The organism is Kitasatospora sp. NPDC036993, from assembly GCF_055607525.1.
The window spans coordinates 314692-339226 of record NZ_JBVJRP010000005.1 but is presented as its reverse complement, the minus strand read 5'-3'; the positions used below and the strand labels follow the sequence as shown (position 1 = coordinate 339226).

21 protein-coding genes are annotated in these 24535 nt (G+C 73.7%); 12 read left to right on the top strand and 9 right to left on the bottom strand.

From position 1 onward, the window contains the following. Positions 1 to 295: 295 nt before the first annotated feature. Entirely contained in the window at positions 296 to 1255 is a 960-nt protein-coding gene (locus ACZ7C5_RS13155) for a GlxA family transcriptional regulator (protein WP_470322604.1), read from the bottom strand. 133 nt (positions 1256 to 1388) lie between these two features. Here ACZ7C5_RS13155 and ACZ7C5_RS13150 point away from each other — a divergent pair, with 133 nt between their 5' ends. The 3 genes from ACZ7C5_RS13150 (at position 1389) to ACZ7C5_RS13140 (ending at position 4741) form a co-directional block, all read left to right on the top strand. Further along, complete coding sequence (locus ACZ7C5_RS13150) at positions 1389 to 2357, top strand: proline dehydrogenase family protein (RefSeq protein ID WP_401082178.1); 969 nt, start codon at positions 1389 to 1391, stop codon at positions 2355 to 2357. Positions 2358 to 2475: 118 nt separating this feature from the next. Then, positions 2476 to 3561: a HEAT repeat domain-containing protein gene (locus tag ACZ7C5_RS13145; protein ID WP_470322603.1), complete on the top strand. Its 1086-nt coding sequence runs from the start codon at positions 2476 to 2478 to the stop codon at positions 3559 to 3561. Positions 3562 to 3757: 196 nt separating this feature from the next. After that, positions 3758 to 4741 carry a hypothetical protein gene (locus ACZ7C5_RS13140; RefSeq protein ID WP_470322602.1) on the top strand — a complete coding sequence of 328 codons (984 nt, stop codon included), beginning with the start codon at positions 3758 to 3760 and terminating at the stop codon, positions 4739 to 4741. Positions 4742 to 4874: 133 nt separating this feature from the next. On the opposite strand, the gene ACZ7C5_RS13135 is transcribed toward ACZ7C5_RS13140, so the two are convergent. Together ACZ7C5_RS13135 and ACZ7C5_RS13130 are read right to left on the bottom strand one after the other, a co-directional pair. Beyond that, positions 4875 to 6239 (bottom strand): M14 family metallopeptidase, encoded by a 1365-nt coding sequence (locus ACZ7C5_RS13135; protein ID WP_470322601.1) that lies wholly within the window; start codon positions 6237 to 6239, stop codon positions 4875 to 4877. A 147-nt stretch (positions 6240 to 6386) separates the two neighbouring features. Further along, a complete protein-coding gene (locus ACZ7C5_RS13130; RefSeq protein WP_470322600.1) occupies positions 6387 to 6593 on the bottom strand; it encodes a hypothetical protein in 207 nt (68 codons plus the stop codon). 152 nt (positions 6594 to 6745) lie between these two features. On the opposite strand from ACZ7C5_RS13130, the gene ACZ7C5_RS13125 reads away from it, so the two are divergent. Then, positions 6746 to 9154, top strand: a complete 2409-nt coding sequence (locus tag ACZ7C5_RS13125) for an ATP-binding SpoIIE family protein phosphatase (protein ID WP_470322599.1) — start codon at positions 6746 to 6748, stop codon at positions 9152 to 9154. Positions 9155 to 9319: 165 nt separating this feature from the next. On the opposite strand, the gene ACZ7C5_RS13120 is transcribed toward ACZ7C5_RS13125, so the two are convergent. Beyond that, the gene (locus ACZ7C5_RS13120; RefSeq protein WP_470322598.1) at positions 9320 to 10822 is read right to left on the bottom strand and encodes an FAD-binding oxidoreductase; all 1503 of its coding nucleotides are present in this window, start codon (positions 10820 to 10822) and stop codon (positions 9320 to 9322) included. Positions 10823 to 11183: 361 nt separating this feature from the next. Here ACZ7C5_RS13120 and ACZ7C5_RS13115 point away from each other — a divergent pair, with 361 nt between their 5' ends. Continuing rightward, on the top strand, positions 11184 to 12275 hold the full coding sequence (locus ACZ7C5_RS13115; protein ID WP_470322597.1) for a hypothetical protein: 1092 nt from the start codon (positions 11184 to 11186) through the stop codon (positions 12273 to 12275). A 261-nt stretch (positions 12276 to 12536) separates the two neighbouring features. Here the strand turns inward: ACZ7C5_RS13115 and ACZ7C5_RS13110 are convergent, their stop codons facing one another. From ACZ7C5_RS13110 to ACZ7C5_RS13090, 5 genes are all read right to left on the bottom strand, one after another. Further along, the gene (locus ACZ7C5_RS13110; protein ID WP_470322596.1) at positions 12537 to 13508 is read right to left on the bottom strand and encodes a hypothetical protein; all 972 of its coding nucleotides are present in this window, start codon (positions 13506 to 13508) and stop codon (positions 12537 to 12539) included. Beyond that, positions 13505 to 13837, bottom strand: a complete 333-nt coding sequence (locus tag ACZ7C5_RS13105) for a PadR family transcriptional regulator (protein ID WP_188295301.1) — start codon at positions 13835 to 13837, stop codon at positions 13505 to 13507. Before ACZ7C5_RS13105 ends, ACZ7C5_RS13110 begins: the two co-directional genes overlap by 4 nt. A gap of 201 nt (positions 13838 to 14038) precedes the next feature. Continuing rightward, positions 14039 to 15088, bottom strand: a complete 1050-nt coding sequence (locus ACZ7C5_RS13100; RefSeq protein WP_401082151.1) for an alpha-hydroxy acid oxidase — start codon at positions 15086 to 15088, stop codon at positions 14039 to 14041. Further along, positions 15072 to 15692, bottom strand: a complete 621-nt coding sequence (locus ACZ7C5_RS13095) for a response regulator transcription factor (RefSeq protein ID WP_470322595.1) — start codon at positions 15690 to 15692, stop codon at positions 15072 to 15074. The genes ACZ7C5_RS13100 and ACZ7C5_RS13095 overlap by 17 nt, the downstream gene beginning before the upstream one ends. A 69-nt stretch (positions 15693 to 15761) precedes the next feature. Then, positions 15762 to 15953, bottom strand: a complete 192-nt coding sequence (locus ACZ7C5_RS13090) for a hypothetical protein (RefSeq protein WP_470322594.1) — start codon at positions 15951 to 15953, stop codon at positions 15762 to 15764. A gap of 182 nt (positions 15954 to 16135) precedes the next feature. Between ACZ7C5_RS13090 and ACZ7C5_RS13085 the strand changes: the two genes are divergently transcribed. From ACZ7C5_RS13085 to ACZ7C5_RS13055, 7 genes are all read left to right on the top strand, one after another. Further along, entirely contained in the window at positions 16136 to 17083 is a 948-nt protein-coding gene (locus ACZ7C5_RS13085; RefSeq protein ID WP_401082142.1) for a LuxR C-terminal-related transcriptional regulator, read from the top strand. Between the two features lie 140 nt (positions 17084 to 17223). Continuing rightward, positions 17224 to 17706: a hypothetical protein gene (locus tag ACZ7C5_RS13080; protein ID WP_401082139.1), complete on the top strand. Its 483-nt coding sequence runs from the start codon at positions 17224 to 17226 to the stop codon at positions 17704 to 17706. Between the two features lie 205 nt (positions 17707 to 17911). Then, a complete protein-coding gene (locus ACZ7C5_RS13075) occupies positions 17912 to 18502 on the top strand; it encodes a cysteine hydrolase family protein (RefSeq protein ID WP_401082136.1) in 591 nt (196 codons plus the stop codon). A gap of 252 nt (positions 18503 to 18754) precedes the next feature. Beyond that, positions 18755 to 19780 (top strand): hydrogenase expression/formation protein HypE, encoded by a 1026-nt coding sequence (gene hypE / locus ACZ7C5_RS13070; RefSeq protein ID WP_401082133.1) that lies wholly within the window; start codon positions 18755 to 18757, stop codon positions 19778 to 19780. 16 nt (positions 19781 to 19796) lie between these two features. Continuing rightward, positions 19797 to 22139 (top strand): carbamoyltransferase HypF, encoded by a 2343-nt coding sequence (gene hypF / locus ACZ7C5_RS13065; protein WP_470322593.1) that lies wholly within the window; start codon positions 19797 to 19799, stop codon positions 22137 to 22139. A 121-nt stretch (positions 22140 to 22260) separates the two neighbouring features. Beyond that, positions 22261 to 23259, top strand: a complete 999-nt coding sequence (locus ACZ7C5_RS13060) for an NAD-dependent epimerase/dehydratase family protein (protein ID WP_470322592.1) — start codon at positions 22261 to 22263, stop codon at positions 23257 to 23259. A gap of 78 nt (positions 23260 to 23337) precedes the next feature. Beyond that, complete coding sequence (locus tag ACZ7C5_RS13055; protein ID WP_470322591.1) at positions 23338 to 24489, top strand: DegT/DnrJ/EryC1/StrS family aminotransferase; 1152 nt, start codon at positions 23338 to 23340, stop codon at positions 24487 to 24489. The last annotated feature ends 46 nt before the right edge of the window (positions 24490 to 24535 follow it).

The following is a 24535-nucleotide window of genomic DNA, read 5'->3' as shown; positions in this document are numbered from 1 at the left end:
GGGCGGCCTTGCGCGCGTGGTTCTTGTCCTCCCCGCACCCGTGGGGGTCAGCCGGTGTACATCCCCTGCGCCCCCAAGGGGGAGTGGTCCTCCCCGCACCCGCGGGGGTCAGCCGTCGCCTGGGTCCGGATGGCGGTCGGGCGTTCGTCGACGTGGTCGAGGGGCAGGCGCCGGTTCCGGGGGAGGTTCGGGTGACCAGGTTCTGCATGGCCCGCGTGGGGCCGGCGGGATCCTGGCATCGCGGGGGCGTCGTGCTGTCGAGCGCCGTTCGTCGGCTGAGCCGCGAGGGCGGGTGTCAGGCGGTGGCGGGTGGGTCGGCGAAGGCGTGCCGGTAGGCCTGGGGGGTGGTGCCGAGGCGTCGGGCGAAGTGGTGGCGGAGGTTGTCGATGCTGCCGAAGCCCGCGCGGTGGGCGATGGCGGCGACGGGGTCGTGGGTGGTCTCCAGGTGGTGCTGGGCGAGCAGGACCCGCTGGCCGGTGAGCCATTGCAGCGGAGTGGTCCCCGTCTCCTGCCGGAAGTGCCGGGCGAAGGTCCGCGGGGAGAGGCCGGCGTGGCGGGCCATCGCCTCGACGGTCAGGTCCCGGTCGAGGTTGGCTTCGATCCAGGCCAGGGCGGGGGCGAGGGAGCCCGTCCGGTCCCGGGGTACGGGGCGTTCGCGGTACTGGCGCTGGCCGCCGTCGCGGTGCGGGGGTGCGACCATGCGGTGGGCGAGCGCGTTGGCGACGGCGCTGCCGTGTTCCTTGCGGATCAGGTGGAGGCAGGTGTCGACCGCGGCGGCGGTGCCGGCGCCGGTGATGACCGGGTCCTCGTCGACGTACAGCACGTCCGACTCGACCCGGGCCTCGGGGTGGCGGCGGGCGAGTTCCCCGGTGAAGCGCCAGTGGGTGGTGCAGCGCCGTCCGTCGAGCAGCCCGGCCTGGCCCAGCAGGAAGACGCCGGTGCAGATGCTCAGGACGCGAGCGCCGCGCCGCACGGCGGCCCGCAGGCTGTCGGCGAGGGCGTCCGGCTGCCGCACGCCCGGGTCGTAGGCCGGGACGCAGATGAGGTCCGCGGAGGCCAGCCGTTCCAGCCCGTGCCGGGCGCGCACCTCGAAGCCGTGCCGGGTCGGCACGCTGTCGCCGGTGGCCGAGACGAGGGCGAAGTCGTAGACGGGGAACGCGTCGTCGCCGCGGTCGATGCCGAAGACCTCGCAGAACACGCCCAGTTCGAAGGCGTGGGCGCCTTCGAGGGCCAGGACGGCGACATCACGGAGCATCGGCTTCGGGCCTCCTCGAACCGGTTGGCAGGAATTCCAGCCTATCCGTCGTTTCTGCCACTGCCCGCGGGCGGCCCGTCCTGCGAGGCTCAGGGGCGTACCCCTCTTCAGTATGCGAACAGCTAGGCGCCCGATGACCATGCACACCCCCGGCTCCACCTCCGACTCCACCACCGCCCTCCCGGCGCGGGCGGCCCAGGTCCTGCGCGCACTCGCGCTCGACGAGGACCTGAAGTGGCGCATCCCCGGCGATCCGGTCCTGGGCCCCCTGACCCGCAAGGCAGCCCGACGGTACGTGGCCGGTGAGACCCTGCCGGACGCCCTGGACCGCGCCCGGCAGGTCCTGGCGGCCGGCCACCGCGTGAACGTCGAGTACATGGGCGAGAGCTGCCGTGACGCGCGGCGGGCCACGGAGGAGACCGAGGTGTTCCTCGCCGCCGCCCGGCTGCTGCCGTCCGGCTGCTCGATCTCCCTCGACCTGTCCCACATCGGCCTCGTCGTCGATGCCGGGCTCGCCCTCGCCAACGCCTCCCGCATCGCCCAGGCCTGTGCCGTCACCGGGCGGGAGATGGTGATCTCGGCCGAGGGGTCCGACCGCACCGACGCGGTGCTGGACCTGCACCGCAGGCTGTGCGAGCGGTTCGACCACGTGGGTCTCACCGTCCAGGCACGCCTGCACCGCACCGCGGACGACCTGCCGGAGCTGCTCGGCCGACCCGGCCGCATCCGCCTGGTCAAGGGCGCCTTCCTTGAGCCCGAGACCATCGCGCACCACCGTGACTCGCCGGCCCTGCGCGCCGCCTACCTGACGTACGCGCAGCAGCTGGCCGACTCGGGCCACCTGTGCTCCTTCGCCACTCACGACCGGGACCTGATCGACCGCATCGAGCAGCGGATCGGCGGGACGGGCCGTGAAGGTGCCCCGTGGGAGTTCGAGACACTGCTCGGCCTCGGGCCCGGCATCCTCGACGCCATGGCCGAACGCGGGCACCCCACGCGGGAGTACATCGTCTTCGGCACCGAATGGTGGCTCTACGTCTGCAACCGGCTCGCCGAAGACCCCCAGCGCGTCCTCCAAGCCCTCGTCGACGCGGCCGGGTGACCGGGCGTCCGCTCCCAGGCGCGAGTCGTCGCGTCGGGGGCGGGCTCCGCCGTACGACCAGGTGCCCGGTGTGGAAATCCGGTGTCCGGCGGCGGGCCTTCCGGGCGAGAATGCGCGCATGGACGACGTGGCGGGGCTGGTGGGGCGCTTGATGAGTGTGGCGCGGGTGGCGCGGGACTCGGAGGCGGACGACGACTGCCACGCCTACTGGGGGCTGGTCTGGGAGACGGCGCAGCGGGAGGGCGGCGAGGCCGCCTGGCGCGGTGGGGCGGGGCTGCTGGGGTCGGCCGATGTCCTGGAGCGGAAGGTGGGCGCCGATCTGGTGGGGAGCCTGGCCGAAGCGCACGAGGATCTGCGGAGCGAGGTGGCAACCGCCCTGATGGCGCGGGCCGACGTGGAGACGGAGACCTGCGTGCTGCTGTCCCTCGCCCGGGGCCTGGGCCGGTCACAGGATTCGCGCGCCGTGCCGGTGCTGGTGAGGCTCTCCGGACACGAGGAGGCCGAGGTGCGGTGTCAGGTCGCCTCGGAACTCAGCCTGACCAACAGCGGGTCGGCCGACGGGCCCGATGTCCGGGCGCTGATCCGGCTCACCCGGGACCAGGACGCCGACGTCCGCAACTGGGCGGCCTTCACGCTGGGATTCCAGCTGGAGCACGACACGACCGCGATCAGGGACGCGCTCTGGACCTGCACCACCGACGAGTGCGACGAGGTCCGGGAGGAAGGCGCGCGGGGGCTGGCCAGGCGGCACGATCCACGGGCCGTCCCGCTGATCGCGCGACTGCTGGCATCCGACGACGGGAACCGCGCCTTCATCCTTGAGGCAGCGGCGATTCTGGGCGTCCCCGAACTCCTGCCGGCTCTTGAGACCTGTGAGCCCGACTCACCCGAGACCGACCGGGTCATCGCGGCCTGCGACCCGGTCCGGCGGGCCCGGATGGAGGGCGACGCCTGGACGGTCGTCGTGGAGTTGGAGCGGCTGCGCTCCGACCTCGGCGCGGCTCTCAGCTCACCGCGCTACGAGTCGGTGCACGGCATGCAGGTGACCCACCGGGAGTCGGGAGACGCGGTCTACGACGTGGCCTCACTGCTCTCCCGCGCCGGCGGGGACCCGGCGCGGGCGGCCGAGCTGGTGGTGGCCGACCTCACCGGTACTGCCGTGAGCGGACCGCGGGCTGACGGCCTCCCGGAGTCTTCGAGGTAGGCGTCGCCGGGGAGGCCGGTCGTCACGGCATTGCCGGACGGGGCCGCCGCGCAGGTGCTCAGGACTCACGGCTGCCCACTGCTCGTCGGCCGTATGGTGCAACTCGCCCGGCAGGATGGGCACATGGCCGCCTGTGGAGGCGGACGGCCCCGGCCCGCCGGCCGGACCGGCGTGCTCGACCGACGAGGAGAGATCCATGTCCACCGCACCGATCGCCCCCGGCGACTTCCCCACCAGTCCGCTCGCCCTGCGCTTCGCCGACCCCGCCCGACAGGTCAAGGCCCGCGCGTTCGCCGTCGAGCAGGCGAAGGCCGCCACCGAGGCGGCCGGCCTGCTGGCCCGGAGGTGGGAGGCCGCTCCGGGGCGGCCGGCCAGGGTGGCCGCGCTGGCCGCCGTCCACGCGCACCTGGTCGACTGGCGCTACCGTCTCGCCGTCACGATGGGTCCGCGTCCCGGCACTCGGATCGCCTTCTTCCCGGAGCGCTTTCGCACCCCGATCCGGGAGGGTGACACCAACTACGACCGCCTCGGCGAGGTCGGCCGGCTGAGAGAGGGCGCGCAGTGGGACCAGGCCGCGCACGCCTTCACCGGCGGCCTCGCGACCCCGGCCTGGGAGGCCATGGTCCGCTACGGCCGTCTCGCCGAGGAACGCTTCGCGGTCGAGGGCGTCGAGGGCGACACCCTCCAGAACCGGGTGCTGCTGCCGGACGGACGGCTGGTCGCCGGCAACCGCATCCTGCGGGGCGACGCCGCTCACCGTACCGACGCCGAGCTCACCGCCAGGTACGCGGCCCGGGGCCTGAACACGTCCTGGATGGAGCGCGGCGGAAACCCGGTCTACACCGCCTCGCCCACTCCCCGGGACAGCGCCGTCCTGCACGCCGCCGCCCTCGACCTGCTGGCCCGTCCCCGTCTCACCGCCGAGGACTACCTGCTGGCCCGCTACCTGCTCTTCCAGGCCCCGCAGACCAAGAAGGGGAGCGACGCGGTGAGCAGGACGTTCGTCGTCGCGGTCGGCGCCGTCGCCCTCCCCGGCGCCGCGCCCGCCCTGCCCGAGGACATCGACCTGCGCTGCTACGTCCTCGGCCAGTGCCTGGCCACCTGTGCTTCGGCCGGGACAGGACGGTCCTGTGACGTGCGCGGTGCGCGCGAGGCCGGGGGCCGCGCCGCCCGCGGCTGAGCCGCCCGGCCCGGGCGCCGGGGGCTCCGGGATTCCGGGCCGGTACGGCGTGAACGGCCCGCCCGGCGTCATCGGCCGGGGCGCGAGCGGTGGGTGCTCCCGCTCGCGCCGCGGCCCGTGCGGGGGTGGCCGGTCAGGCGGAGACGCCGCAGTACTGCTGCTGCTTGCCGATCACGCGGTAGACGCAGTCGGCCGTCTCCACCAGGCGCAGGACCGCCTCGCGGTTGCGGCTGGTCTCGCGGCCGATCACCTCGTCGGGCGGGTAGAAGCCGCTGCTGCCGTTCGGGCCGGGGTACATCTCGAAGGTGTAGGCGAAGATCCGCTGGGCGCCCCACAGCCAGTCGTCGATCGCGCCGTCGGTGATGTAGAGGTCGCTGGACTGTTCGGGGGTGTAGCCGTTGGTGGCGGCCATGCTGCGGCCGAGGGTGGCGAAGGTGTTGTAGTCGTCGGCGGTCATGCCGGGGGCGGTTTCGGCGGTGGTCCAGCCGTACGGCCAGAGCACCAGCTCGCTGTAGGTGTGGAAGTCGATGGCAGCGGTGATCTGCTGCCTGCCGCCGACGACCCGGCTGCGGACGAAGTCGGCGACCACCCTGGTCTCCTTGGCGGACTCCGGGGCGCCGCCCCGGTAGGTCTCGCTGGAGGTGGAGCCGGAGGAGCCGCCGCAGCAGCCCCACTTGTAGTTCCAGTTGCGGTTGAGGTCGGTGCCGACGCTGCCGGTGCCGGTGTTGGGCTGACGGTCCTTGCGCCAGCTGCGGTAGCGGCCGGTCGCGATGTCGTACTCGCCGCCGTCCGGGTTGAGGTCGGGGATCACCCAGATCTCCCGGCTGTTGACGGCGTCGGCGATGCGGCTGTCGGTGGCGTACTTGTCGCCGAACTCGTGCAGCAGGTAGAGCGACATCTCGACGGTGAGGTGCTCCCGGGCGTGCTGGTGGGCGGTGAACAGCACCTCGGGTTCGTCCTCGTCGGTGCCGACGTTGTCGCTGATCTTCACCGCGACGATCGGCCGGCCCTCGTAGGAGGTGCCGATGACGCGCTTGCTCATGATGTCGGGGTGCGCGGCGACGACCGCGTCGATGTCGGCGTTCGCCTCGGCGTGGTTGTGGTAGCCGGAGTCGGCCTGGGGGAAGTCGTACACCGGCCCGGCCAGGCCTTCGTCACCGGGCCCGGCGCCGTGGCGGGGGCCGGGCAGCGCGACGGGGGACCAGCCGAGCGCGCGCAGCCGGGCGGCCTCGGCGGTGGTGGCGGTGACGATCACCGCTTCGGGCAGGACGGCGTCGACGGAGGCGCCGGTGGCGGCGACGGCGGTGCGGTCGGCGACCGTGCGCGGGCCGTCGAGCCGGTACTGCCGCGCGGTGTCGGCGGCCGTGTCCGCCGGGGCGGCGGAGGGTGCCGACGGGTGGTCGGGGGAGGCGGCCTGGGCGGTGAGCGGGGTGGCGAGGGCGAGTGCCAGCAGGACGGCGGTGGCCGTGGCGGGCTTCCCTCGGCGGGGCAGTCGCATGACTGTCCTCCTGTGGGGGTCCGTGAAAGCGGAGCGGTGGAGGAGGTGAGGCGCGCGCCAGCCTGATGGTCCGTCAATGTCATGCGTTCGTCAAGACGTTCGGAGAGGGGGCGCGGCGGCGGAGGCCGGCACCCCCGGTCCGGCGGCTCAGCGGCTCTTGGTCAGGACGGCCTCCGTCCAGTCCCTGAACAGGGTGATCAGGGTCGAGCAGCGGGCGACCCCTCCGGGAAGGGCGGGCAGCAGGACCAGCGCGGGCAGGCAGACCGCGATCACCATGACCAGGGGGACGAGCCCCAGGGCGACGATGAGGGTACGCTGGCGCGCGGCCAGCCGGTGCAGGGCGGCGGGAAGCATCGATTCTCCTTCGACTGCGAGGACTTGGGTTCACCGACGTGGGTTCACCGCCTACGCTTTCGTGCGGCGCGGGCGTTGCGCCACGGGCAACGCGTTGCCGATCGGCGGCAACGGCGTGGCGGGCGGGCACGGCTGTGATCGGGGAGTCGCGGGTGTTGGATCGGCACAGGGACGTCTCGGAGCCCTTCGGCCCGCCGGAGGCGGAAGTCCGGGCGTTCATCGAGTTCATCGGCCGGCTCTTCGCGGTCCTGGACACCACGCTGACCCGCTACGCGGCCCGCTGCAACCGTGACAAGGGTTCCGTCTCGCGGTACTTCACGGGCCAGCGCATCGCCCCGAAGGAGTTCGTCGACGAGTTGCTGCGCCATGTCGGGGAGCTGGGCGGCCAGTCGGTGACCGCCGAAGTCCAGGACCAGGCGCACCACTTGAGGATGGAGGCGTTGCGCGTGCGCAACGCCTCGCGGCATGACGTCGAACAGCTGCGGGACAAGCTCGGATCCGCCGAGCGGGAGCTGCACCTGGCGAGCGTGCGCGAGCGGCACCTGCTGCGCGCGCTGGAGGCGACCGAGGCGCAGGCCCACCAGGCCGAGCAGCGCTACCGGCAGCTGGAGGCGGACTGGGCCGCCGCCCGCTACGCCTCGGGTGCCGTTGGCGCGCTGGAGCTGTACGAGGAGTCGGACGGGGAGCCGGGCGGGGCGAGCGGGGTCAGGGACGAGTTACTGGGCCTCAAGGCGGAGTTGGAGGCGCTGCGGACCGAACTCGCGCGTGCGCAGTCGCTCAAGCACGTGGCGGAGGAGCGCTGTGTGCGGCTGGAGGCCCGGCTGCTGGCGGCGGAGGCGACGCTCGACGCCGAGCGTGCCGCCGGGCGGCTCAAGCCGCCGCACGTGGAGCTGGAGTCCGTGCGGATGGCGCTCAACCGGGAGTTCGGGCAGCGGGTGGAGCGGTCGCTGGACCTGGCGACGGTGGCCGGGGAACTGTCCGGCCTGCTGGTCCGCCGGGTGGCCGACTTCGTCTCGGTGGACCTGGTCGCCGGGCTGACGGACGACGCCGAGCTGCCCACCGGCAGGCCGGACGACCGTACGCTGCTGCGCCGGGTCTCGCTGGCCTTCACCCCCGGCGCCGAGCAGTGGAGCGACGAGCCCGGCGAGGGGACACTGCTGACCGCGCCCGGCGCCACTCCCCGGGGCAGGGCCCTGCAACAGGGCGCCCCGGTGCTCGTCCCGGTGATGCGGCCCGGGACGACCGCCCGGGGGACGGCCGCCTCGGACGCCGGTGCCTCCTCGCTCCCGGGAGCGGTCGGAGGCTCCGTCCTGGCGCTGCCGCTGGGCGTCCGCGGCACGGTGTTCGGCGTGGTCACGCTGGTCCGTCAGGCCGGCCGGGGGCCCTTCGGCCACGGCGACGCGGACCACCTCCAGGACCTCGTCGTCCGTGCGGCCCTGTCCATGGACATCGCGCGCCTGCACGGCGCGGAGCTGAAGGTGGCGGCGACCCTCCAGCGGTCGATGATCCCGGAGCTGCCGCCCGCGATCGCCGGCATGCGGCTGGCCCACCGCTATCTGCCCGGCGAGCGCCGGGGAGGGGCCGGGGGCGACTGGTTCGACGCGTTCCAGCTGCCGGGCAGCCGGGTGGCCCTGGTGGTCGGCGACGTGATGGGCCGCGGCCTCCACGCGGTGCAGACCATGGCGCGGCTGCGCGCCGCGGTCCACGCCCTGGCAGGTCTCGACCTGCCGCCGGGGCAGCTGCTGCGCCACCTGGACAACCTGGCCCACAAGCTCGGGCCCGAGCACCTCGCCACCTGCCTGTACGCGGTCTACGACCCGATCAACCGCACCTGCGAACTGGCCGGTGCCGGCCACGTCCCCCCGGTGCTGGTACGTCCGGACGGCACCAGCGAGCTGCTGAGGATCCCGTCCGGGGCGCCGATCGGGGTCGGCGGAGTGCCGTTCCTGACCGCGGCCGTCGACGTCGTGGACGGGTCGATGCTGGTGCTCTGCACGGACGGCCTCGTCGAGGTCCGCGGCGGGGACACGGGCGTGGGCCTGGCCGCGCTCTGCGGCAGCCTGATCGATCCGCGGCAGAGCCCCGAGCAGGCCTGCGACGCCCTTCTGGACCGCCTCCAGCCCGGCGAGCGGGAGGACGACATCGCGCTCCTGGCGGCGCGTCTCACCGGGATCCCGCCGGCCGACGTGGCGACCTGGCAGCTCGAACCCGAGCCGGACGAGGTGGCGCGGGCACGACGGCTGGTGGTCGGACAGCTCTCCGCCTGGGGCCTCGAAGTCCTCAGGGACACCACGGAGTTGCTGGTTTCCGAGCTGGTGACCAACGCCATCAGGGTGGCGCGGGACCGGGTGCAGCTCCAGCTGATCAGGGCGGACCGGCTGCTGGTGGAGGTCAGCGACGACAACCACAACCTGCCCTCGCTGAAGCCCGGCGAGGTGTGGGAGGAGATCGGCCGCGGCCTCACGCTGGTCGCCCAGCTCGCCGAGCGCTGGGGCACCGCTCGCAAGGCGGTCGGCAAGGTCGTCTTCTTCGAGCTGCCGCTGCCCCCGCACCGGAGGTAGGCGGCACCCCGGTGGCATCCCGCATTCCGGGCGCATCCCGGGCGCGGCTGCGCCCCGGTGGCGGAACGCGGATCAGGACGGTGGGGTGCGCAGGCTCGGTACGGAGGCGGGCAGGGCCCGGGTGCCGGGTGGAGGTGGCGAGGTGGCGCCGGCGGCCCTCCGGCGTCAGGCGGCCGCCACGGACTGGGGGAAGGCGAAGACGCCGTCCGGGTCGTAGCGGCGGGCCACGTCCTTCAGCCGGGGCAGGTTCCCGCCGTAGTAGGCCCGGCCCCAGTCGGGCAGCATGCCGTCGATGTAGTTGACGTACGCGCCGCGTGCGCCGAGATCGGCCAGTCCGTCGCGGATCGTGTTCACGGTGGCCCGGACCCGGTCCTCGTTGAGCGATGTGGCGGCGGCGTAGACCTGGGCGCCGGCGAGCGAGTCGCGGTGCGGGAACGCCGTGGCGTCCGGGGCGAGCCCGCCGACCGCGCCGCCCAGGGAGTCCAGCAGCAGGTCGACGCCGGTGCGGCCGGCCATCAGCGAGGTGACCCCCGCCGGATCGAGCGGCGCAGGGCCCAGCATCCGGGAGACCGCGACGAATCCGGCCCGCGGCAGGACGCCGCCCTCCCAGGTGGGGTGGCACTGGGCGATGGTGTCGTTCGAGCAGCCCGCCATGAACTTCATCGCGCCGAGGTAGTCCCTGGGGGAGACGGAGCGCGAAGTCGGGGTGGTCCCGGCCGCCGTCACCAGGCGGTCGAGCAGCGGGTTCGCGCCGCTCGGGTCGCCCACGTAGCAGCCGACGATCCGGCAGCCGGGCGGCGTGCCGCCGGAGATCTGACAGCTGGCCCAGAGCTCGGACGGCGCCCCGGCCACCCACTGCTGCCAGGCCCCCAGCACGTCGGTCACCGAGCCGGCCGGGAAGCCGAGCACGAAGACGGTCAGGCCGGGCGCGGGGGCGGTGGCGAAGCCGAACCGGGTCACGACGCCGAAGTTGCCGCCACCGCCGCCGCGCAGCGCCCAGTACAGGTCGGGCTCCGTGGCGGGCGAGGCGGTGAGCAGGCGCGAGTCGGCGGTGACCAGGTCGGCCGAGGCCAGCCGGTCACAGGTCAGCCCGTACTTGCGGGTCAGCACACCGATGCCGCCGCCCAGGGTCAGGCCGCCGACCCCGACGGTCGGACAGCTGCCGCCCGGAAGCAGCCGGCCCGCCTGGGCCAGCGCCGCGTACACCTCGATCAGGCGGGCACCGGCGCCGACCTCGGCGGTCCCGTCGGGGTGCACCTGGACATCGGCCATCCGGCGCACGTCGATCACCAGGCCCCGGGAGGGGATGCTGTACCCCAGGTAGCTGTGGCCGCCGCCGCGGGCCGCGATCGGGATCCCGTGCCCGCGTGCCACGTCCAGGCAGGCCCGCACGTCGTCGGCCGACACGCACTGCGCCACGGCGGCGGGCGACTGACCGTCGTTCAGCGTGTTGTACGCGAGCCGGGCGGTCCCGTAGCCGGGGTCCGCCGGGAGCACCAGCCGGGTGCCCAGGCGTGCTCGCAGCGCCCGCCAGTCGGGCGGCCCGGCCGCCAGGCTGCGGGCGCGGGCCGGGAAGGCCACGAGCGCCCGGGCGGGGGCACCGCCGGTGGCCACCGCCGTGGCGGCGGCGCCGAGGGTCGCGAGGAAACGTCGTCGGTCCATGGTCATGGCTCGCCCTTCTCCCGGCGGCCGGCGCACGGGTGCTGTCCAGCCGATCGTCACGCAGCGACGCCACCCGGGCCTGCGGAGCTGCGCCTTCCGGGAGCGCGGCGGCGGGCGGGACCGGGCGGTACTGGGTGGACCCCGCCTGGACCCCGTCTGGATCCCGTGTGGTGAACCGTTCGTCAACGACGTGGCTGGATTGCCATTCCGGCGGGCGGTTTGGCCTGAGAATCGGAGGTCCGGTGGGCGACCGGCTGTCAGGTGTGAGCAGGGGCGTGCTAGACCGGATGTGTTCAGCACTCGGGGGCGTTCGCGTCGAACGCTCCGTCCCGTGTACGGCAGACAGGCGGCCATGACCCTTCGTCGTATGAGTTCACCGGAGCAGGAGGACGTTGCCCTCGGCGTGCCGCCGGTGCCCGCCGAGAGCGTCCGGGACGAGCCGGCCGAGGCGAACGCCGCTGCGGCCGGGCTCGTGGCGGGGCTCCTGGAGGGGCGGCGCTCCGGTACGGACGACGAGACGGCAGACGCCGCCGAGGAAGCGATGAGCATGGATGAGCTGCCCCTGTGGGTTGAAGAGCCGGCCGTCGGACAGCCGGAGGGCCGGCCGGCAGCGGGAGCCGTGGACCTTCCGGACCTCGGAGCGCAGCTTCGCGAGGTGGCTCAGGCGTGGCAGGAGACCGTGCCCGACGGGCGCGGCACCGCCGACGACCTGCGCGCGGTCCTGGAGGCCGATGTGGAGGCTCTCCACGTCCGGTGGCAGAACGTCGCCTCGCTCCCGGACGGGGCGGAGCCGACGGCCGCCGCCGCACCGGGCCGGGCGGATGCGCGCAGCGCGGCGACCGCCGTCGACGCCGCGCTCCGCGACGCCGACCGGCACGCCGAATCCCTGACCGGTGTCCCCGAGTGGCAGCAGGTCCGCATCGTTCGTGACGCGGTCTCCCGGCTCTGGCACACGCTCGCCGAAAGAGCCGGTGAGTCCGCCGGCCGCCTCCTCGGCGACCAGCGGGTGTCCGAGTTCCTCCGCACCGTGTCGGTCCGCGCGTGCGAGACGATCGCCCGGCTCGCCCAGCTGGCGGCCGACCGCCTCCGCCGCGACCGGGTCGCGCTGCCCAGCGCGGAGGCCCTCCTCGCACTCGGCGCGGCGGCGGGCGTCTACAGCCGGTCCGTACGGCGGTCGAACAGTCTGCCCGCGGCGGAGGCGCTGCTGGTCCTCGGTGGTGGGCCCCGGCAGGAAGAAGCCCCGACACGGTCGGCCGCCGAGGTGGACGCCCCCGGGCTGGTGGCCATGGGCCGCGCCCTTCGGAGACCAGGACCCGCCATCCAGCTGTCGGCCACCGCCGCACGGCTACGCTCCGGCAGCCCCGCCCAGGGGCGGCGAGGCGCCCCGGCGGCAGAGCAGCCGGCGCACCTCACTCCGGGCGTGGCGGAGCAGCGCGGGCGGAAGCCGCACCAGCGCTGAGAGGGCGTCCGCTCCGCTCGGCCGGCAGGGCCGCGGTGACGCGGGGACGGGGCGGCGGCGCAGTCAGGCGTCGTCGGAGGGCTCGCCGAGGCAGCGGGGGACCGGGACGCCCTCGACCCACTCGGCGGAGCAGCCGCAGTTCTCCGGTGATCCTCTTGGTGGAGGCGCCCCACAGCGCGTCCTCGCCGGCATCGCACGAGGCCTTCACGCCCTGCCGGCAGTGCTGCGGGCAGGGCGTGAAGGCGTGGCGGGTGCCGGGGGTCAGGGCTGCTGCGGGTCGGTCCGCGGGGAGAGCCGGCCCGCCAGGCGGACCGCGGCGAGGGCGACCGAGTACCCGACGGTGAACAGCAGCACCGGGAACACGACGGCGGTCGGGTTCATGACGGTGTGGACCACTAGCGTGGGGGCGATCAGGGGTGGCACGGCCAGGACGGCCGCGGTCAGGGCCGCGGAGCGGACCGTGCGGGCGGTGCAGGCGACGGCCGCGCCGGCGACCACGGGGGCGGCGAGGTGGAACGTGGTGCGGAAGGCCGTTGCCGCGCCGGCGCCGTGGGTCAGGGCGAGGACGACGTCCGAGGCCACGAGCGTGGTCACGACCGCCCACGGGACGGCGGAGCGGGGTCGGGTGGTGCGGTCCGGCGGGGCGATCAGCAGCACGAGGGCGTTGAGGGCGAACAGCGCGGCGTCGGCGCCGCCGAGACCGTAGGTGAGCGGGATGTGCACGCCGGGCAGTTCGGGGCGGACGAGGAGGCCGGGCAGTGGTGCCAGGACGAAGGTGGCCGCCGCCAGGGCCCTGGCGGCGGTCCATCGGCCGGCCAGGGCCGTGACGGCCATCAGCGCCGCCGGGACGAGCAGCGCCAGCGCGGCCACGAGTGATCCGACGCGTGCCCCGCTGTCCGGGTCGGTGGCGGCCCGCACGGCCCACCAGAGGTGCACGGCGGCGTAGCCGCCGGCCAGTGCCGCGGCGAGCGGGGCCGCGGTGGCCAGGGCCAGGCCCGTCGGCCGGTGGGAGACCAGGCCGAACCGGGCCCGGGCTCCGTGCCCCGCCACATCGGCGACCTCACGCAGCCCGGCGAGCGGGTTCGCGGTGCGGACGCGGCGCTCGGCGTGGTCGGCGACCTCCGCCAGCGCGTGGGCGCCGTAGGAGGCCGGGTAGAGGGCGAGGGCGCCGCGCAGCAGACGGGCCGTCAGGCGGACGGGCTGGTGGTCGTGGTGGTTCCGGGGCGGGATCATGCCAGGCCTCCCGCGAGCTTGGTCCGGGTGACGGCGAGGCGCCGGTCGGCCTCACGGAGGGCGGCCCGCAGTCGCTCGCTCTCGTCCGTGAGGGCCTGGGTGCCGGTCGGAGTGAGGGCGAAGACGCGGCGGGGGCGCCCGTGGACCGTCTCCTCCCGTTCGACCCGGATCAGGCCTTCGGCGAGCAGCCGGTCCAGGGTCCCGTACAGGGTGCCGGCGCCGAGCTGTACCCGGCCGTCGGAGATCGCGGCGACCTCGTCGCCGAGGGCGTAGCCGTGCCGGGGCTGGTCGGCGAGGGCGGTGAGCAGCAGGAAGGTGGGCTCCTGCATGGAGCGTTTCTTCGTCACGACCGCCACAATAGTACGGTGACCGTAGTGTCTGGCAAGGGCAGGTGCGCTCAGGGGCGCCGGACGGCGCGGAAGGCGCAGGGTGTCGCAGATGCTCTCGCTGGGCTGGCGCCATGCGGTGCCGTGGCGTCGGAAGTAGCGGAGGCGGCCGATCCGCGGGCGGTGTGACCTGCATCCTCGCTGTCAGGCGTCGTGGCGGGGCGCCAGCAGGTCCGCGGTGACCTCGCGCAGGTTGCGGGCGCCGGCCAGGGCCATGGCCTCGGCCAGCTCCGCGCGGCGTGCCGTGAGGAGGTCCCGGACGGAGGTGCTGCCCCCGGTGGCGAGTGCCCAGAGGACCGGTCGGCCGATCAGGACGGCCCGGGCGCCCAGGGCGAGGGCGGTGAGGACGTCGATCCCCGAGCGGATGCCTCCGTCGACCAGGACCGGTACGTCGTCGCCGACTTCGGCGGCGACCGGCGGCAGGGCGGCCGCGGAGGAGAGGGCGCGGTCGAGTTGCCGGCCGCCGTGGTTGGAGACGATGATCCCCGCCGCGCCGGCCCGGACGCAGGACCGGGCGTCATCGGGACGCAGCACGCCCTTGACCACGACGGGCAGGCCGGAGACCCGCCTCAGCTCCCCGATGATGTCGAAGCCGATGGACGGATCCTGCTCCCGGTCCGGTGAGCGGGTGCCGGGTGCCATCGCGCGCGTTCGCAGGTCTCCGTCGGCGAGCGGGAGCGGGTGGCTCCGCCTGGCCTTCCGTGCGACGACGGGAGCGTCGACGGTCAGGACGAGCGCGCTCGCTCCGGCGCGGACGGCCCCTTCCACCTGGCTGAACGTCAGGTCGCGGTCGCGCAGGACGTAGACCTGGTACCACCAGGCGCCGGCGGCCGCGGCGACCTCCTCGATCGGGCGCGTCGTCCGGGACGAGAGCACGAGCAGGGAGCCGGCGGCGGCGGCCCCGGCGGCGGTGGCGGTTTCGCCGGAGGGGTGCGCCATCGTGTGGAACGCCGTCGGTGCGAGCAGGACGGGGAGTGAGAGCCGGCTGCCGAGCAGGTCGAGGCCGGTGTCGACCGCGGAGACGTCCCTGAGGATCCGGGGGAGGAGGCGGTGCGTCCGCCAGGACTGTTCGGCTTCGCGGAGGGTCACCTCTCCGGCGGCGCCGGTCGCGTAGAAGTCGTAGGCGCCCGGGTCCAGCCGGGCGCGGGCCGATCGTTCGTCCTCGTCCGGGGCGGCGTTATCGGACTCGTGCATCCGGAGCTCCTGGTGACGGGTGTCGTCCGGCGGGTTCCGCGGTGTCCTGCGGCAGGCAGGCTAGCATCTGGATCCGCCTCCAGTGGTCCGCCCAGTGGTCGGCGGCCGCGGCCGGAACGCCGCAGGCGCGGACGATGGTGATGACCCGTTCCAGCGGCGGCAGGCGGTTGTGGCGGACGTCGAGGGACCGGGCGAGGGTGCTGCGGGGGAGTCCGGTCCGCCGTTCCAGCCGGCGCAGCGAGGGCTCCCCCACCCAGGCCTTCAGGAGGCGCAGCTGTCTGACGAACTCGGCGGGCGTGGTGGCCGTCGCCGGGTCGGGGGCGGAGGGTGCGCCGGCCGCGCCGGGCACGACCGGGTGGGGGAGGTGCTGGTCGGGCCGGTGCCCGGTCGGCAGGGACCGTTCGGGGGCGAGGGCGAGCAGGGCGAGCTGGGTGCGGTTGGCCGAGCCGGTCTTGGCGCGGATGCGGCGCAGGTAGGTCTCCACGGTGTGGGGGCTGATGTGCAGGCGCCGGGCGATCGCACCGTAGGTGAGTCCCTGGGCGAGGTGTTCCAGGACTTCGACTTCGCGGGCGGAGAGGGTGGCGGGCTGCGTCGGTGGGGTCATCGGGCCCTCCTGGTCGGTCGAGCCATGGGTTCCGGTCCGGTCAAGCCATGGGTGAACGCGGCTGGACGGTCACTTGTCGCATGCTGGGCCACAGGGAGCGAGGCCGCCCCAGGAGGTGTCGGCGAGGACCGTGTACGGCGGCGGCGTGGACGCTCCTCCGGCGTCCGCGGCCGCGTTGCCGGGTGCGGTGCCCAGGAGGAGCAGTGTGCAGGTGAGAGCGGTGGTGCCGAGCAGGCTGGCGGTGGTGGAGATGCGCTTCACGGAAGTCCCCTCGGGGTGCGCTGACGAAGCCGGTGTGCGCTTGGCGGTGAGCTTTTCACCGGCTTGTTGTCTGGACCATGATGAAGACGCCTCATCAAACTGCATGGCACCAAAGGGAACGGGGGACGATCGTGGGCAATCCGGCTGAATCCGACTTACCGGCAGATCCTTTGGAAGCGCGGGTGTACCAGTGGGTCCTGGTGCACCGCCGGGTGGACCCCGAATCCGTCGCCGCGGCCCTGGGTGTCCCCGTGGAGAGCGCCGTGGCCGCGCTGCGGCGGCTCGGTGAACTGTGTCTGATCTCGCCCCTCCCCGCCGGGGCGGGGGCAGGCTACGCGATCCCCCCTGAGGTGGCGATGGCGCAGCTGGCCGCGCCGGGCGAGGACCGGATCCGCAGGGAGGAGGAGTGGATCGCCGACCGGCGCGTCCTGCTGTCCGGCTTCATGCCGTACTACTACGGCGTCGATCGGCACCGGGACGTCGGCGTCGAGGTCCTCACCAGCCTCGCGGAGGTGCGGTCGGCGCTGAACCACGCCGCCGACCGGTGTCGTACGGAGGTGCTGGCCAGTCAGCCCGGCGGGGGGAGCCGGAGCCCGGAGGCCATGCAGGAGGCGCTCGTCCGGGACCGGGCCCTGCTCGGGCGCGGCATCAGGATGCGTACGCTCTACCACCACACGGCCCGCTTCAACGGCCCGAGCCAGGCGTACGTCGAGGCCGCCTCGCGCCTGGGCGGCCGGTACCGGACGAGCCACGAGCTGTTCGGACGCCTGATCGTCTTCGACCGGCAGCTGGCCTTCGTCCCGGCCGACGACGACTCCTGGGGCTCGGTGGCCGTCCGGCAGCCGTGGCTGGTCGCCTACCTCTGCGAGATCTTCGAGCAGACCTGGGACCGGGCCCGGCCCTTCGCGGTCGCCGCCGCCGAAGGCCTGGAGAAGGTCGCCCAGGACATCGACCGCACCATCGTGGAACTCCTCGCGGCCGGTCTCAAGGACGAGGCCATCGCCCGGCGCCTCGGCATGTCGCTGCGCACGGCTCGCCGTCACATCGCCGACATCATGCAGCAGTTGGGCGTCGAGAGCCGGTTCCAGGCAGGCGTGGCCGCGGTGCGGGCAGGGCTGTTGCCCGACTGAGCGCGGGTGCGTCCACGAGGCCCCGGGCGCCGGCCTGCCGGCCGGCTGGGGACCGGAACCACTTGACTGCCCTGACGCGTGACGGACGCCCACCATGTAGGACTCGGAGGAATCGTCCTCCGGGCTCGAAAGGGGCTGACATGCACTGGGGACCGGAAGAGCCGCACGAGGGCGGCTTCCTGGAGGAACTCGCGAGGTTCGTCTCGGCACGGGACGGGAGCGGACCGGCGGTCCTGTGGCCGGAGTGCGATCCGGCATCCGTGGGCGGCGTCCCGGCGCAGGACCTGGGCTCGGTCCTGGCGGACGGGCTCGCCGGGCTCCTCGGCCGGGCCGTCGTCAGGCTGGCGGCCGGGCCGCCCACCGGCACGTTCACCCAGCTGGCCTTGGATCAGGGCGAGTTGGTGGTGCTTCAGGAGTCCGGGGCCAGTGGCGTCGAGGTGGCCCCGGGCGGGGAGCCCGACCCGGCGGACGCGACCGGTGACCGCGCGAAGCCGCTCGTGCTGCGGCTGCTCCGGGGCGAGGTGCTCTACCTTCCGCCCGGGTCCCGCGCGGTACTGCGCCACGAACCCGGTACCCGCCATGTCCTGCTGCGGATCGCCGTCCGCCCGGCCGAGGCGCGATGACCCCTTCGGGACCGGTGGGGAAGGACCTGTCCTCGGGGGTGTCCAGGGCCGTCCAGGCCTGTCCCGATCGGTAGCCGGGAATGGGGGGTTCCCCTCATTCTCAAGGAGTCGGCACCGGGCGATCAGCCCGCCGGGACCCAGGAGTCCGCTGCCGCGCTCTCTCGCCTCCCGCTTCACCAGCCGCTCATCCGGACAAGGAGCCTCCATGGGCAAGATCGCCGTGCTCACCAACGACCTGCAGAGCGACGTCACCACCCTGACCGCCGAACGCGCCGCGGTGATGGCCGCCGCGCAGCCCGGCTTCACCGGGTTCCTGGACGAGATGCGCAAGCGCGGCCACGTCGTCTACCACCTCCAGCTGATCAACCTGCCCGACGACCCGAACGCGAACCGCCGGGCCGACGGAACCCTTCCGCTCCAGCGCGGCACCGAGGGGGCGGCCATCCTCCCCGCCTTCCTCGCCGAGGGCGACGTGGTCGTCGAGAAGACCAAGGACAGCGGCTTCTACGAGACCGAGATGCACGACCTGCTCCAGGCGGCCGGCGTCGACACCGTGCTGGTGACCGGGCTCCAGACGCAGATCTGTGTGCAGACCACCGCCGCCGACGCCTTCTTCCGCGGCTACAACGTCTGGGTGGCCTCCGACTGCGTGGTCTCCGACAACGCCGCGGACCGCGACCGTTCGCTCACCTGGCTGAGCGGGTACTGCGCCACCGTCGCGGACTCGCGGGAGGTCCTGGACACCCTCGACGCCAAGGGCGAGCTCCCGCGCAGGATCCCCAAGACCCTTCCGTAACGGTCCTTCCCGTCGTCCGACGGAACCCGCGTCCGACGAAGTCCGACGAAGTCCGACGAAGTCCGACGAAGTCCGACGGACATCCGACGGACATCCGACCCGACATCCGACGGACATCCGACCCGACATCCGACCGGACATCCGACCGGACATCCGACGGAACCCGGCGCCGGGCGCCGTTCCCGACCCGCCGCCCACGGCGCCGGGTTCCGTGATCCCCATCCCCCCGTACCGGAAAGGCAGGACGTGCAGATGGCAAGCGCGGTGAGCGGCCCCGACCAGGTCCTTCTCGACCACGGCAGCGGCGCCAAGCTCAGTCACGAGCTGATCTCCCTGATCGTCGACACCCTCGGCGACGTGTACATCGGCGAGATGGAGGACAGCGCGATGCTGTCGATCCCCGCCGGGCGCATCGCGATGACCACGGACTCGTTCGTGGTGGACCCGCCGTTCTTCGGCAACGGCGACATCGGCAAGATCTCGGTCTGCGGCACGGTCAACGACCTCGCCGTGGTCGGCGCGCGCCCGCTCTACCTCACGCTCGGGCTGATCCTGGAGACGGGCCTGCCGATCCCGCGCCTGGTCCGGGTGCTCACCTCGATCCGCGAGGTGGCGCGCGAGGCCGGGGTCCAGATCGTCTGCGGCGACACCAAGGTCGTCCGCAAGGGCGAGGCCGACCAGATCTACATCAACACCGCGGGTGTCGGCGTCTTCGAGCGGGAGCCGCTGCGCATGCGCGACGTCCGGGCCGGCGACCGGGTGATCCTCAGCGGACCGATCGGCAACCACACGGTCCACCTGCTGTCGATCCGTGAGGGGCTGGGCTTCGAGCAGCGCGTGCTCAGCGACTGCGCGCCGCTGAACGGACTCCTGGACGGGCTGCTGTCCACGGTCGGCGCGGGGGCGGTGCACTCGGTCCGCGACGTCACCCGGGGCGGCCTGGCCGCCGTCCTGCACGAGTACGCCGGCTCGTCCGGGCTCACGATCCGCGTCGAACAGGACAGCCTCCCCGTCCAGTTCGAGACGGTGATGGCCACGGACATGCTGGGCATCAACGCGATCCACTCCGCGAACGAGGGGTGCCTGTGCCTGTTCGTCGACCCCGCGGCCGAGGAGGAGGTGCTGGCGGCGCTGCGTTCGCACAGGTACGGCGCGGAAGCGGTCACGATCGGCGAGGTCACCCAGGACGCCGAGCCGGTCGTCCTGATGCGCGGTCCGGACGGCCGGGACTCCGTGGTCGAGGAGCTCGAGGGCTCCGAGCTGCCGCGGCTGTGCTGAACGGGGGCACGAGGAGATGACGACGAACAGCGAGGCGAACGAGCGGCGGCGCATCCGCGTCCGCGGCGTGGTCCAGGGCGTGGGCTACCGGCCCTTCGTCTACAAGCTCGCACTGAGGCACGACCTGACGGGCTGGGTGCTCAACGACCCGGAGGGCGTCCTGATCGAGGTCGCCGGCCGGGCCGGACAGGTGCACCGGTTCACCGAGGGCCTGAGCGCCGAGGCGCCGCCGCAGGCGCGGGTGACGGACGTCCGGGTCGAACAGCTGGGCCCCGACGCGGCGGGGGCGGAGGCCTTCGTCATCCGGGAGTCCCGGCACGGCGGCGTCCGCAGCACCATCGTCCCCGCCGACTCCTACGTCTGCGCCGACTGCCTCGCCGAACTCCGCGACCCCGCGGACCGGCGCCACGGCTACCCCTTCGTCAACTGCACCAACTGCGGCCCGCGGTACTCGATCATCCGGGACCTGCCCTACGACCGGGCGGCCACCAGCATGGCCGGCTTCACCATGTGCCCGCCCTGCGCCGCCGAGTACCGGGACCCCCTGGACCGGCGCTACCACGCCCAGCCCAACGCCTGCCCCGACTGCGGCCCCCGGCTGCTGCTCGCGGGCCCCGGGGTGACGTCGGCCGAGGGCGCGGCGGCGCTCACCGGCGCGCTGGCCGCGCTCGCCGAGGGCCGGATCGTCGCGGTCAAGAGCATCGGCGGGTTCCACCTCGCGGTGGACGCCCGCGACGCCGAGGCGGTCGCCCGGCTGCGGACCCGCAAGCGGCGCGACTCCAAGCCGTTCGCGGTGATGGCCCGTGACCTGGACACCGTCTCGTCCTTCGCCGAGGTCCGCCCGCCCGAGGCCGAGCTGCTGCTCTCGCCCGCCCGCCCGATCGTCCTGCTCCGCAAGCGGGGGCGGGGCCTGCCGGACCAGGTCGCCCCACGCAACCCCAACCTCGGGGTGATGCTTCCCTCCGCGCCGCTGCACCACCTGCTGGTCGATCGGGCCGGCCTGGACGCGCTGGTCATGACCAGCGGGAACATCTCGGGCTACCCCATCGTGTACCGCAACGAGGACGCGCTGGAGCAACTCCTGGACGTCGCCGACCTGATCCTCTACAACGACCGCGACATCGAGGTCCGGGTCGACGACTCGATCGTCCGCTACTCCGAGCACGCCCGGCTCGGCGCCCCACTGGTCAGTTTCATCCGCCGGGCCCGCGGCTACGCGCCGTACCCGGTGGAGGTGGGCACCGAGCTGGCTCCGCTGGTCGCCTACGGAGCCGAACTGAAGACCACCGTCGCGTTGGGCAGCGGCTCCCGCGTCTACGTCAGCCAGCACATCGGCGACATCAAGAACGACGAGACCTTCGGCGCGCACCAGGCGGCCGTCCGGCACCTCGCGACCCTGCACGACCTCCACCCGCGGCACGCCGCCGTCGACCTGCACCCCCAGTTCCGCGCGACCCGCTTCGCGTCCGAGCGGCAGGGGGACACCTTCGAGCAGGTCGTCCAGGTGCAGCACCACCACGCGCACATGGCGTCCTGCATGGCGGAGAACCGCCTCGCGGGCCGGACGATCGGCGTGATCTTCGACGGCACCGGCTACGGCCTGGACGGCACCATCTGGGGCGGCGAGATCCTGGTCGGTGACCTCCGCGAGGCCGAACGGGTCGCGCACCTGCGGACCCTGCCGCTCCTGGGCGGCGACCGGGCGGTCACCGAACCGATCAGGACGGGCTTCGCCCTCGCCCTGGACGCGTTCGGCGACCCGGCCGCGGCGGTCGCGGCGTTCCCGGTGCTGGAGACCCTCGACGACCGGCAGCGCCACGTCTTCACCACCATGGCCAGGCGCGGCGTCAACTCCCCGCCCGCCTCCAGCATGGGCCGGCTGTTCGACGCCGTGGCCGCCCTGCTCGCCCTCACCACGCACGCCGAGTACGAGGCGCAGGGCCCCATCGAGCTGGAGGGGCTGCTCGGGCGGGACTTCACCATGGCGCGGCCCGAGGAGCGCTACCGCTTCGGCGCGACGCCCCGGGACGGCGTGACGGAGATCGATCCCCGCCCGACGGTCCGGGCGCTCGCCGCCGATCTGGCGGCCGGCCTGGACACCGCCGTCATCAGCCGTCGCTTCCACTCGGCCGTGGTCGACATGGTCGTCGAGCGCTGCCGGGCGCTGGGCGAGGTCGGCACCCGGCAGCTCGTCCTGTCCGGCGGCGTCTTCCTCAACGAGTTCCTGCTGGTCAACTGCCTGGTGGAGCTGCGCGAGGCGGGGTTCGACGCGTACTGCCAGCAGCAGGTGCCGACCAACGACGGCGGCATCTCCCTGGGCCAGATCGTGGTGGCCGACGCCCGGCTGGCGGGGGCGTGAACGCGCCCGACCGCCTTCGGCCGGCGGACCAGCCCCCGACATCCACCTTCGACCGTGCGCGCCCGGCTGCCGCGGCCTCCCCCCGGGAGCGCGGACGGGCAGAGCGAGGAGAGAACGAGCAATGCAGAGGTACCTGATCACGGGAGGGCGCGGGTACATCGGGTCGGTGCTGGCCCGCAGACTCGCCCGCTCCGGAGCGGAAGTGGTCGTGGTCGACAACGGCATGGTCGGCGGCCCGGAACTCGACCTGCCCGGCATCGGCTACGTCGACGGCGACGTCCGCGACACCGGTTCCTGGGAGAAGGCCCTGGAGGGCGTGAACGCGGTCGTGCACCTGGCGGCCATCGTGGGAGACCCCGCCTGCGGCGTCGACCCGGACACGGCCTGGGAGGTCAACTACCGGGGCACCATCCAGGTGGCCGAGGCCTGCCGGCGGGCCGGCGTGCGGTCCCTGGTCTTCGCGTCGACCTGTAGCAACTACGGGGTCACCGGCGACCGGGAGGTCGACGCCTGGTCGCCGCTGGCACCCCAGTCGGTCTACGCCGAGTCCAAGGTGATGGCCGAGCACTACCTGCTCTCGCTGCCGCACGACATGCTCTCCTCCCGCCTGCTGCGCTTCGCCACCATCCACGGCCTCTCGCCCCGCATGCGGTTCGACCTCGCCGTCAACGTCATGACGGCGAACGCCGTCGCACGCGGTGCCGTCACCGTGCACGGCGGTACCCAGTGGCGCCCGTTCCTGCACGTCGAGGACGCGGCCGCGGCCGTACAGCTCACCCTCGGCGATGTCCGGCGGATCGGCACCACCGTCCACAACTGCGGTTCCCGCGAGGAGAACTACCGGATGGACGCCGTCGGCGACCTGATCGCCGAGGAGGTGCCCGGCACCGGCGTGGAGATCCGCAAGGAGCAGACGGACCCGCGCAACTACCGGGTGAACTTCGATCCGATCGCCCGGGAGCTGGGATTCAGCCCGAGCCTGCGGGTGGTCGACACGGTGCGCCACATCCGGGACGCCATGCGCGACGGCGAGTTCGCCGACTTCGGCGCCGCCCGGTACAGCAACCACCAGATCGCGGTCGCCCGGCGCGAGGGGTCCGTCCGGACGCGGGCGCTCTGACCGGACGCCGTGACCGGACGCCGCGACCGGACGCCGTGACCGGACGCCGTCGACGACCAAGCCCTGAGGAGCCCTTCCATGACGCAGATCCCGCAGAGCACCGTCCGCCCACCACGCTTCCCCGAACTCGTCCCGCTGGCGCGCCCGACCATCGACCTCGACACCGGGATGGGCCCCGCCTTCCAGGAGATCCTCCGGTCCGGCATGCTCACCAACGGCCGGCACGTCCGCGAGTTCGAGGAGGCCGCGGCCGCCTATCTCGGCGTCGCCAGTGCCGTGGCGGTGAGCAACTGCACGACCGGCCTGATGCTCGTGCTGCGCTGCCTGGACCTGACCGGCGACATCGCGGTCCCGAGCTTCACGTTCATGGCGTCCGGCCACGCCGTCGACTGGGCGGGTCACGGCGTACGGTTCGCCGAGTCCCACCCCCGCACCTGGACCCTCGACCCGGAGGCCCTGGCCCCGGTGCTCCCGGACGTGGCGGGTGTGATGGGGATGCACACCTTCGGAGCCCCGTGCGACGCGGACCGGTTGCAGGAACTGTGCGACTCCCGGGGCATCCCGCTCATCTTCGACGCCGCGCACGGCTTCGGCAGCCGCTACCCCGACGGGAGCATGGTCGGCGGCAAGGGCGTGGCCGAGGTGTTCAGCCTCAGCCCGACGAAGACCCTCAGCACCGGGGAGGGCGGGCTGATCGCCACGAACGACACGGCACTGGCCGCCAGACTCCGGACGGCCAGGGAGTACGGGAACCCCGGAGACTACGACAGCCGCGTCATCGGGCTCAACGGCCGGATGACGGAGGTGTCCGGACTCATGGGGACGCACGCGCTCAGGGCCCTGCCGCGCTGGCTCGACGTCAGGAGGGCCCTGGTGGAGCGCTACCGCTCGCGCCTGGGCGGCCTGCCCGGCCTGGAGTTCCAGCAGCTCCCGGCCGGCGCGGCGAGCTCGTACAAGGACCTCGGGATCCGCGTCGACGGTGCGCGGTTCGGGATGAGCCGCGACGCGCTGTCCGAGCGCCTGCACCGGGAGAACGTCAGTAACCGCCGGTACTTCAGCCCCGCGCTGCACCAGCAGACCGCGTACCGGGGCGTTCCCGTCGGCACGGAGCTCTCCGTGACCGAGGAACTGGCGTCGAGCGTGATCACCCTGCCGCTCTTCTCACATATGCCCGCGGATCTCGTCGATGAGATCTGCGATCTTGTCACCGAGCTCCACACGTCCGGCTGAGCCGTCGTCACGTCGGCGGAGCGGACGGGCAACGACTGGCCAACGA

Excerpts from the sequence above, each read along its gene's own strand:
- ACZ7C5_RS13150 (WP_401082178.1), top strand. The coding sequence starts at position 1,389 with ATGACCATGCACACCCCCGGCTCCACCTCCGACTCCACCACCGCCCTC.
- ACZ7C5_RS13105 (WP_188295301.1), bottom strand. The coding sequence starts at position 13,837 with ATGCAGGAGCCCACCTTCCTGCTGCTCACCGCCCTCGCCGACCAGCCC.
- hypE (WP_401082133.1), top strand. The coding sequence starts at position 18,755 with ATGGCAAGCGCGGTGAGCGGCCCCGACCAGGTCCTTCTCGACCACGGC.
- ACZ7C5_RS13135 (WP_470322601.1), bottom strand. The coding sequence starts at position 6,239 with ATGCGACTGCCCCGCCGAGGGAAGCCCGCCACGGCCACCGCCGTCCTG.
- hypF (WP_470322593.1), top strand. The coding sequence starts at position 19,797 with ATGACGACGAACAGCGAGGCGAACGAGCGGCGGCGCATCCGCGTCCGC.
- ACZ7C5_RS13060 (WP_470322592.1), top strand. The coding sequence starts at position 22,261 with ATGCAGAGGTACCTGATCACGGGAGGGCGCGGGTACATCGGGTCGGTG.
- ACZ7C5_RS13120 (WP_470322598.1), bottom strand. The coding sequence starts at position 10,822 with ATGACCATGGACCGACGACGTTTCCTCGCGACCCTCGGCGCCGCCGCC.
- ACZ7C5_RS13100 (WP_401082151.1), bottom strand. The coding sequence starts at position 15,088 with ATGCACGAGTCCGATAACGCCGCCCCGGACGAGGACGAACGATCGGCC.
- ACZ7C5_RS13140 (WP_470322602.1), top strand. The coding sequence starts at position 3,758 with ATGTCCACCGCACCGATCGCCCCCGGCGACTTCCCCACCAGTCCGCTC.
- ACZ7C5_RS13155 (WP_470322604.1), bottom strand. The coding sequence starts at position 1,255 with ATGCTCCGTGATGTCGCCGTCCTGGCCCTCGAAGGCGCCCACGCCTTC.
- ACZ7C5_RS13080 (WP_401082139.1), top strand. The coding sequence starts at position 17,224 with ATGCACTGGGGACCGGAAGAGCCGCACGAGGGCGGCTTCCTGGAGGAA.
- ACZ7C5_RS13055 (WP_470322591.1), top strand. The coding sequence starts at position 23,338 with ATGACGCAGATCCCGCAGAGCACCGTCCGCCCACCACGCTTCCCCGAA.
- ACZ7C5_RS13110 (WP_470322596.1), bottom strand. The coding sequence starts at position 13,508 with ATGATCCCGCCCCGGAACCACCACGACCACCAGCCCGTCCGCCTGACG.
- ACZ7C5_RS13145 (WP_470322603.1), top strand. The coding sequence starts at position 2,476 with ATGGACGACGTGGCGGGGCTGGTGGGGCGCTTGATGAGTGTGGCGCGG.
- ACZ7C5_RS13075 (WP_401082136.1), top strand. The coding sequence starts at position 17,912 with ATGGGCAAGATCGCCGTGCTCACCAACGACCTGCAGAGCGACGTCACC.
- ACZ7C5_RS13095 (WP_470322595.1), bottom strand. The coding sequence starts at position 15,692 with ATGACCCCACCGACGCAGCCCGCCACCCTCTCCGCCCGCGAAGTCGAA.
- ACZ7C5_RS13115 (WP_470322597.1), top strand. The coding sequence starts at position 11,184 with ATGAGTTCACCGGAGCAGGAGGACGTTGCCCTCGGCGTGCCGCCGGTG.
- ACZ7C5_RS13130 (WP_470322600.1), bottom strand. The coding sequence starts at position 6,593 with ATGCTTCCCGCCGCCCTGCACCGGCTGGCCGCGCGCCAGCGTACCCTC.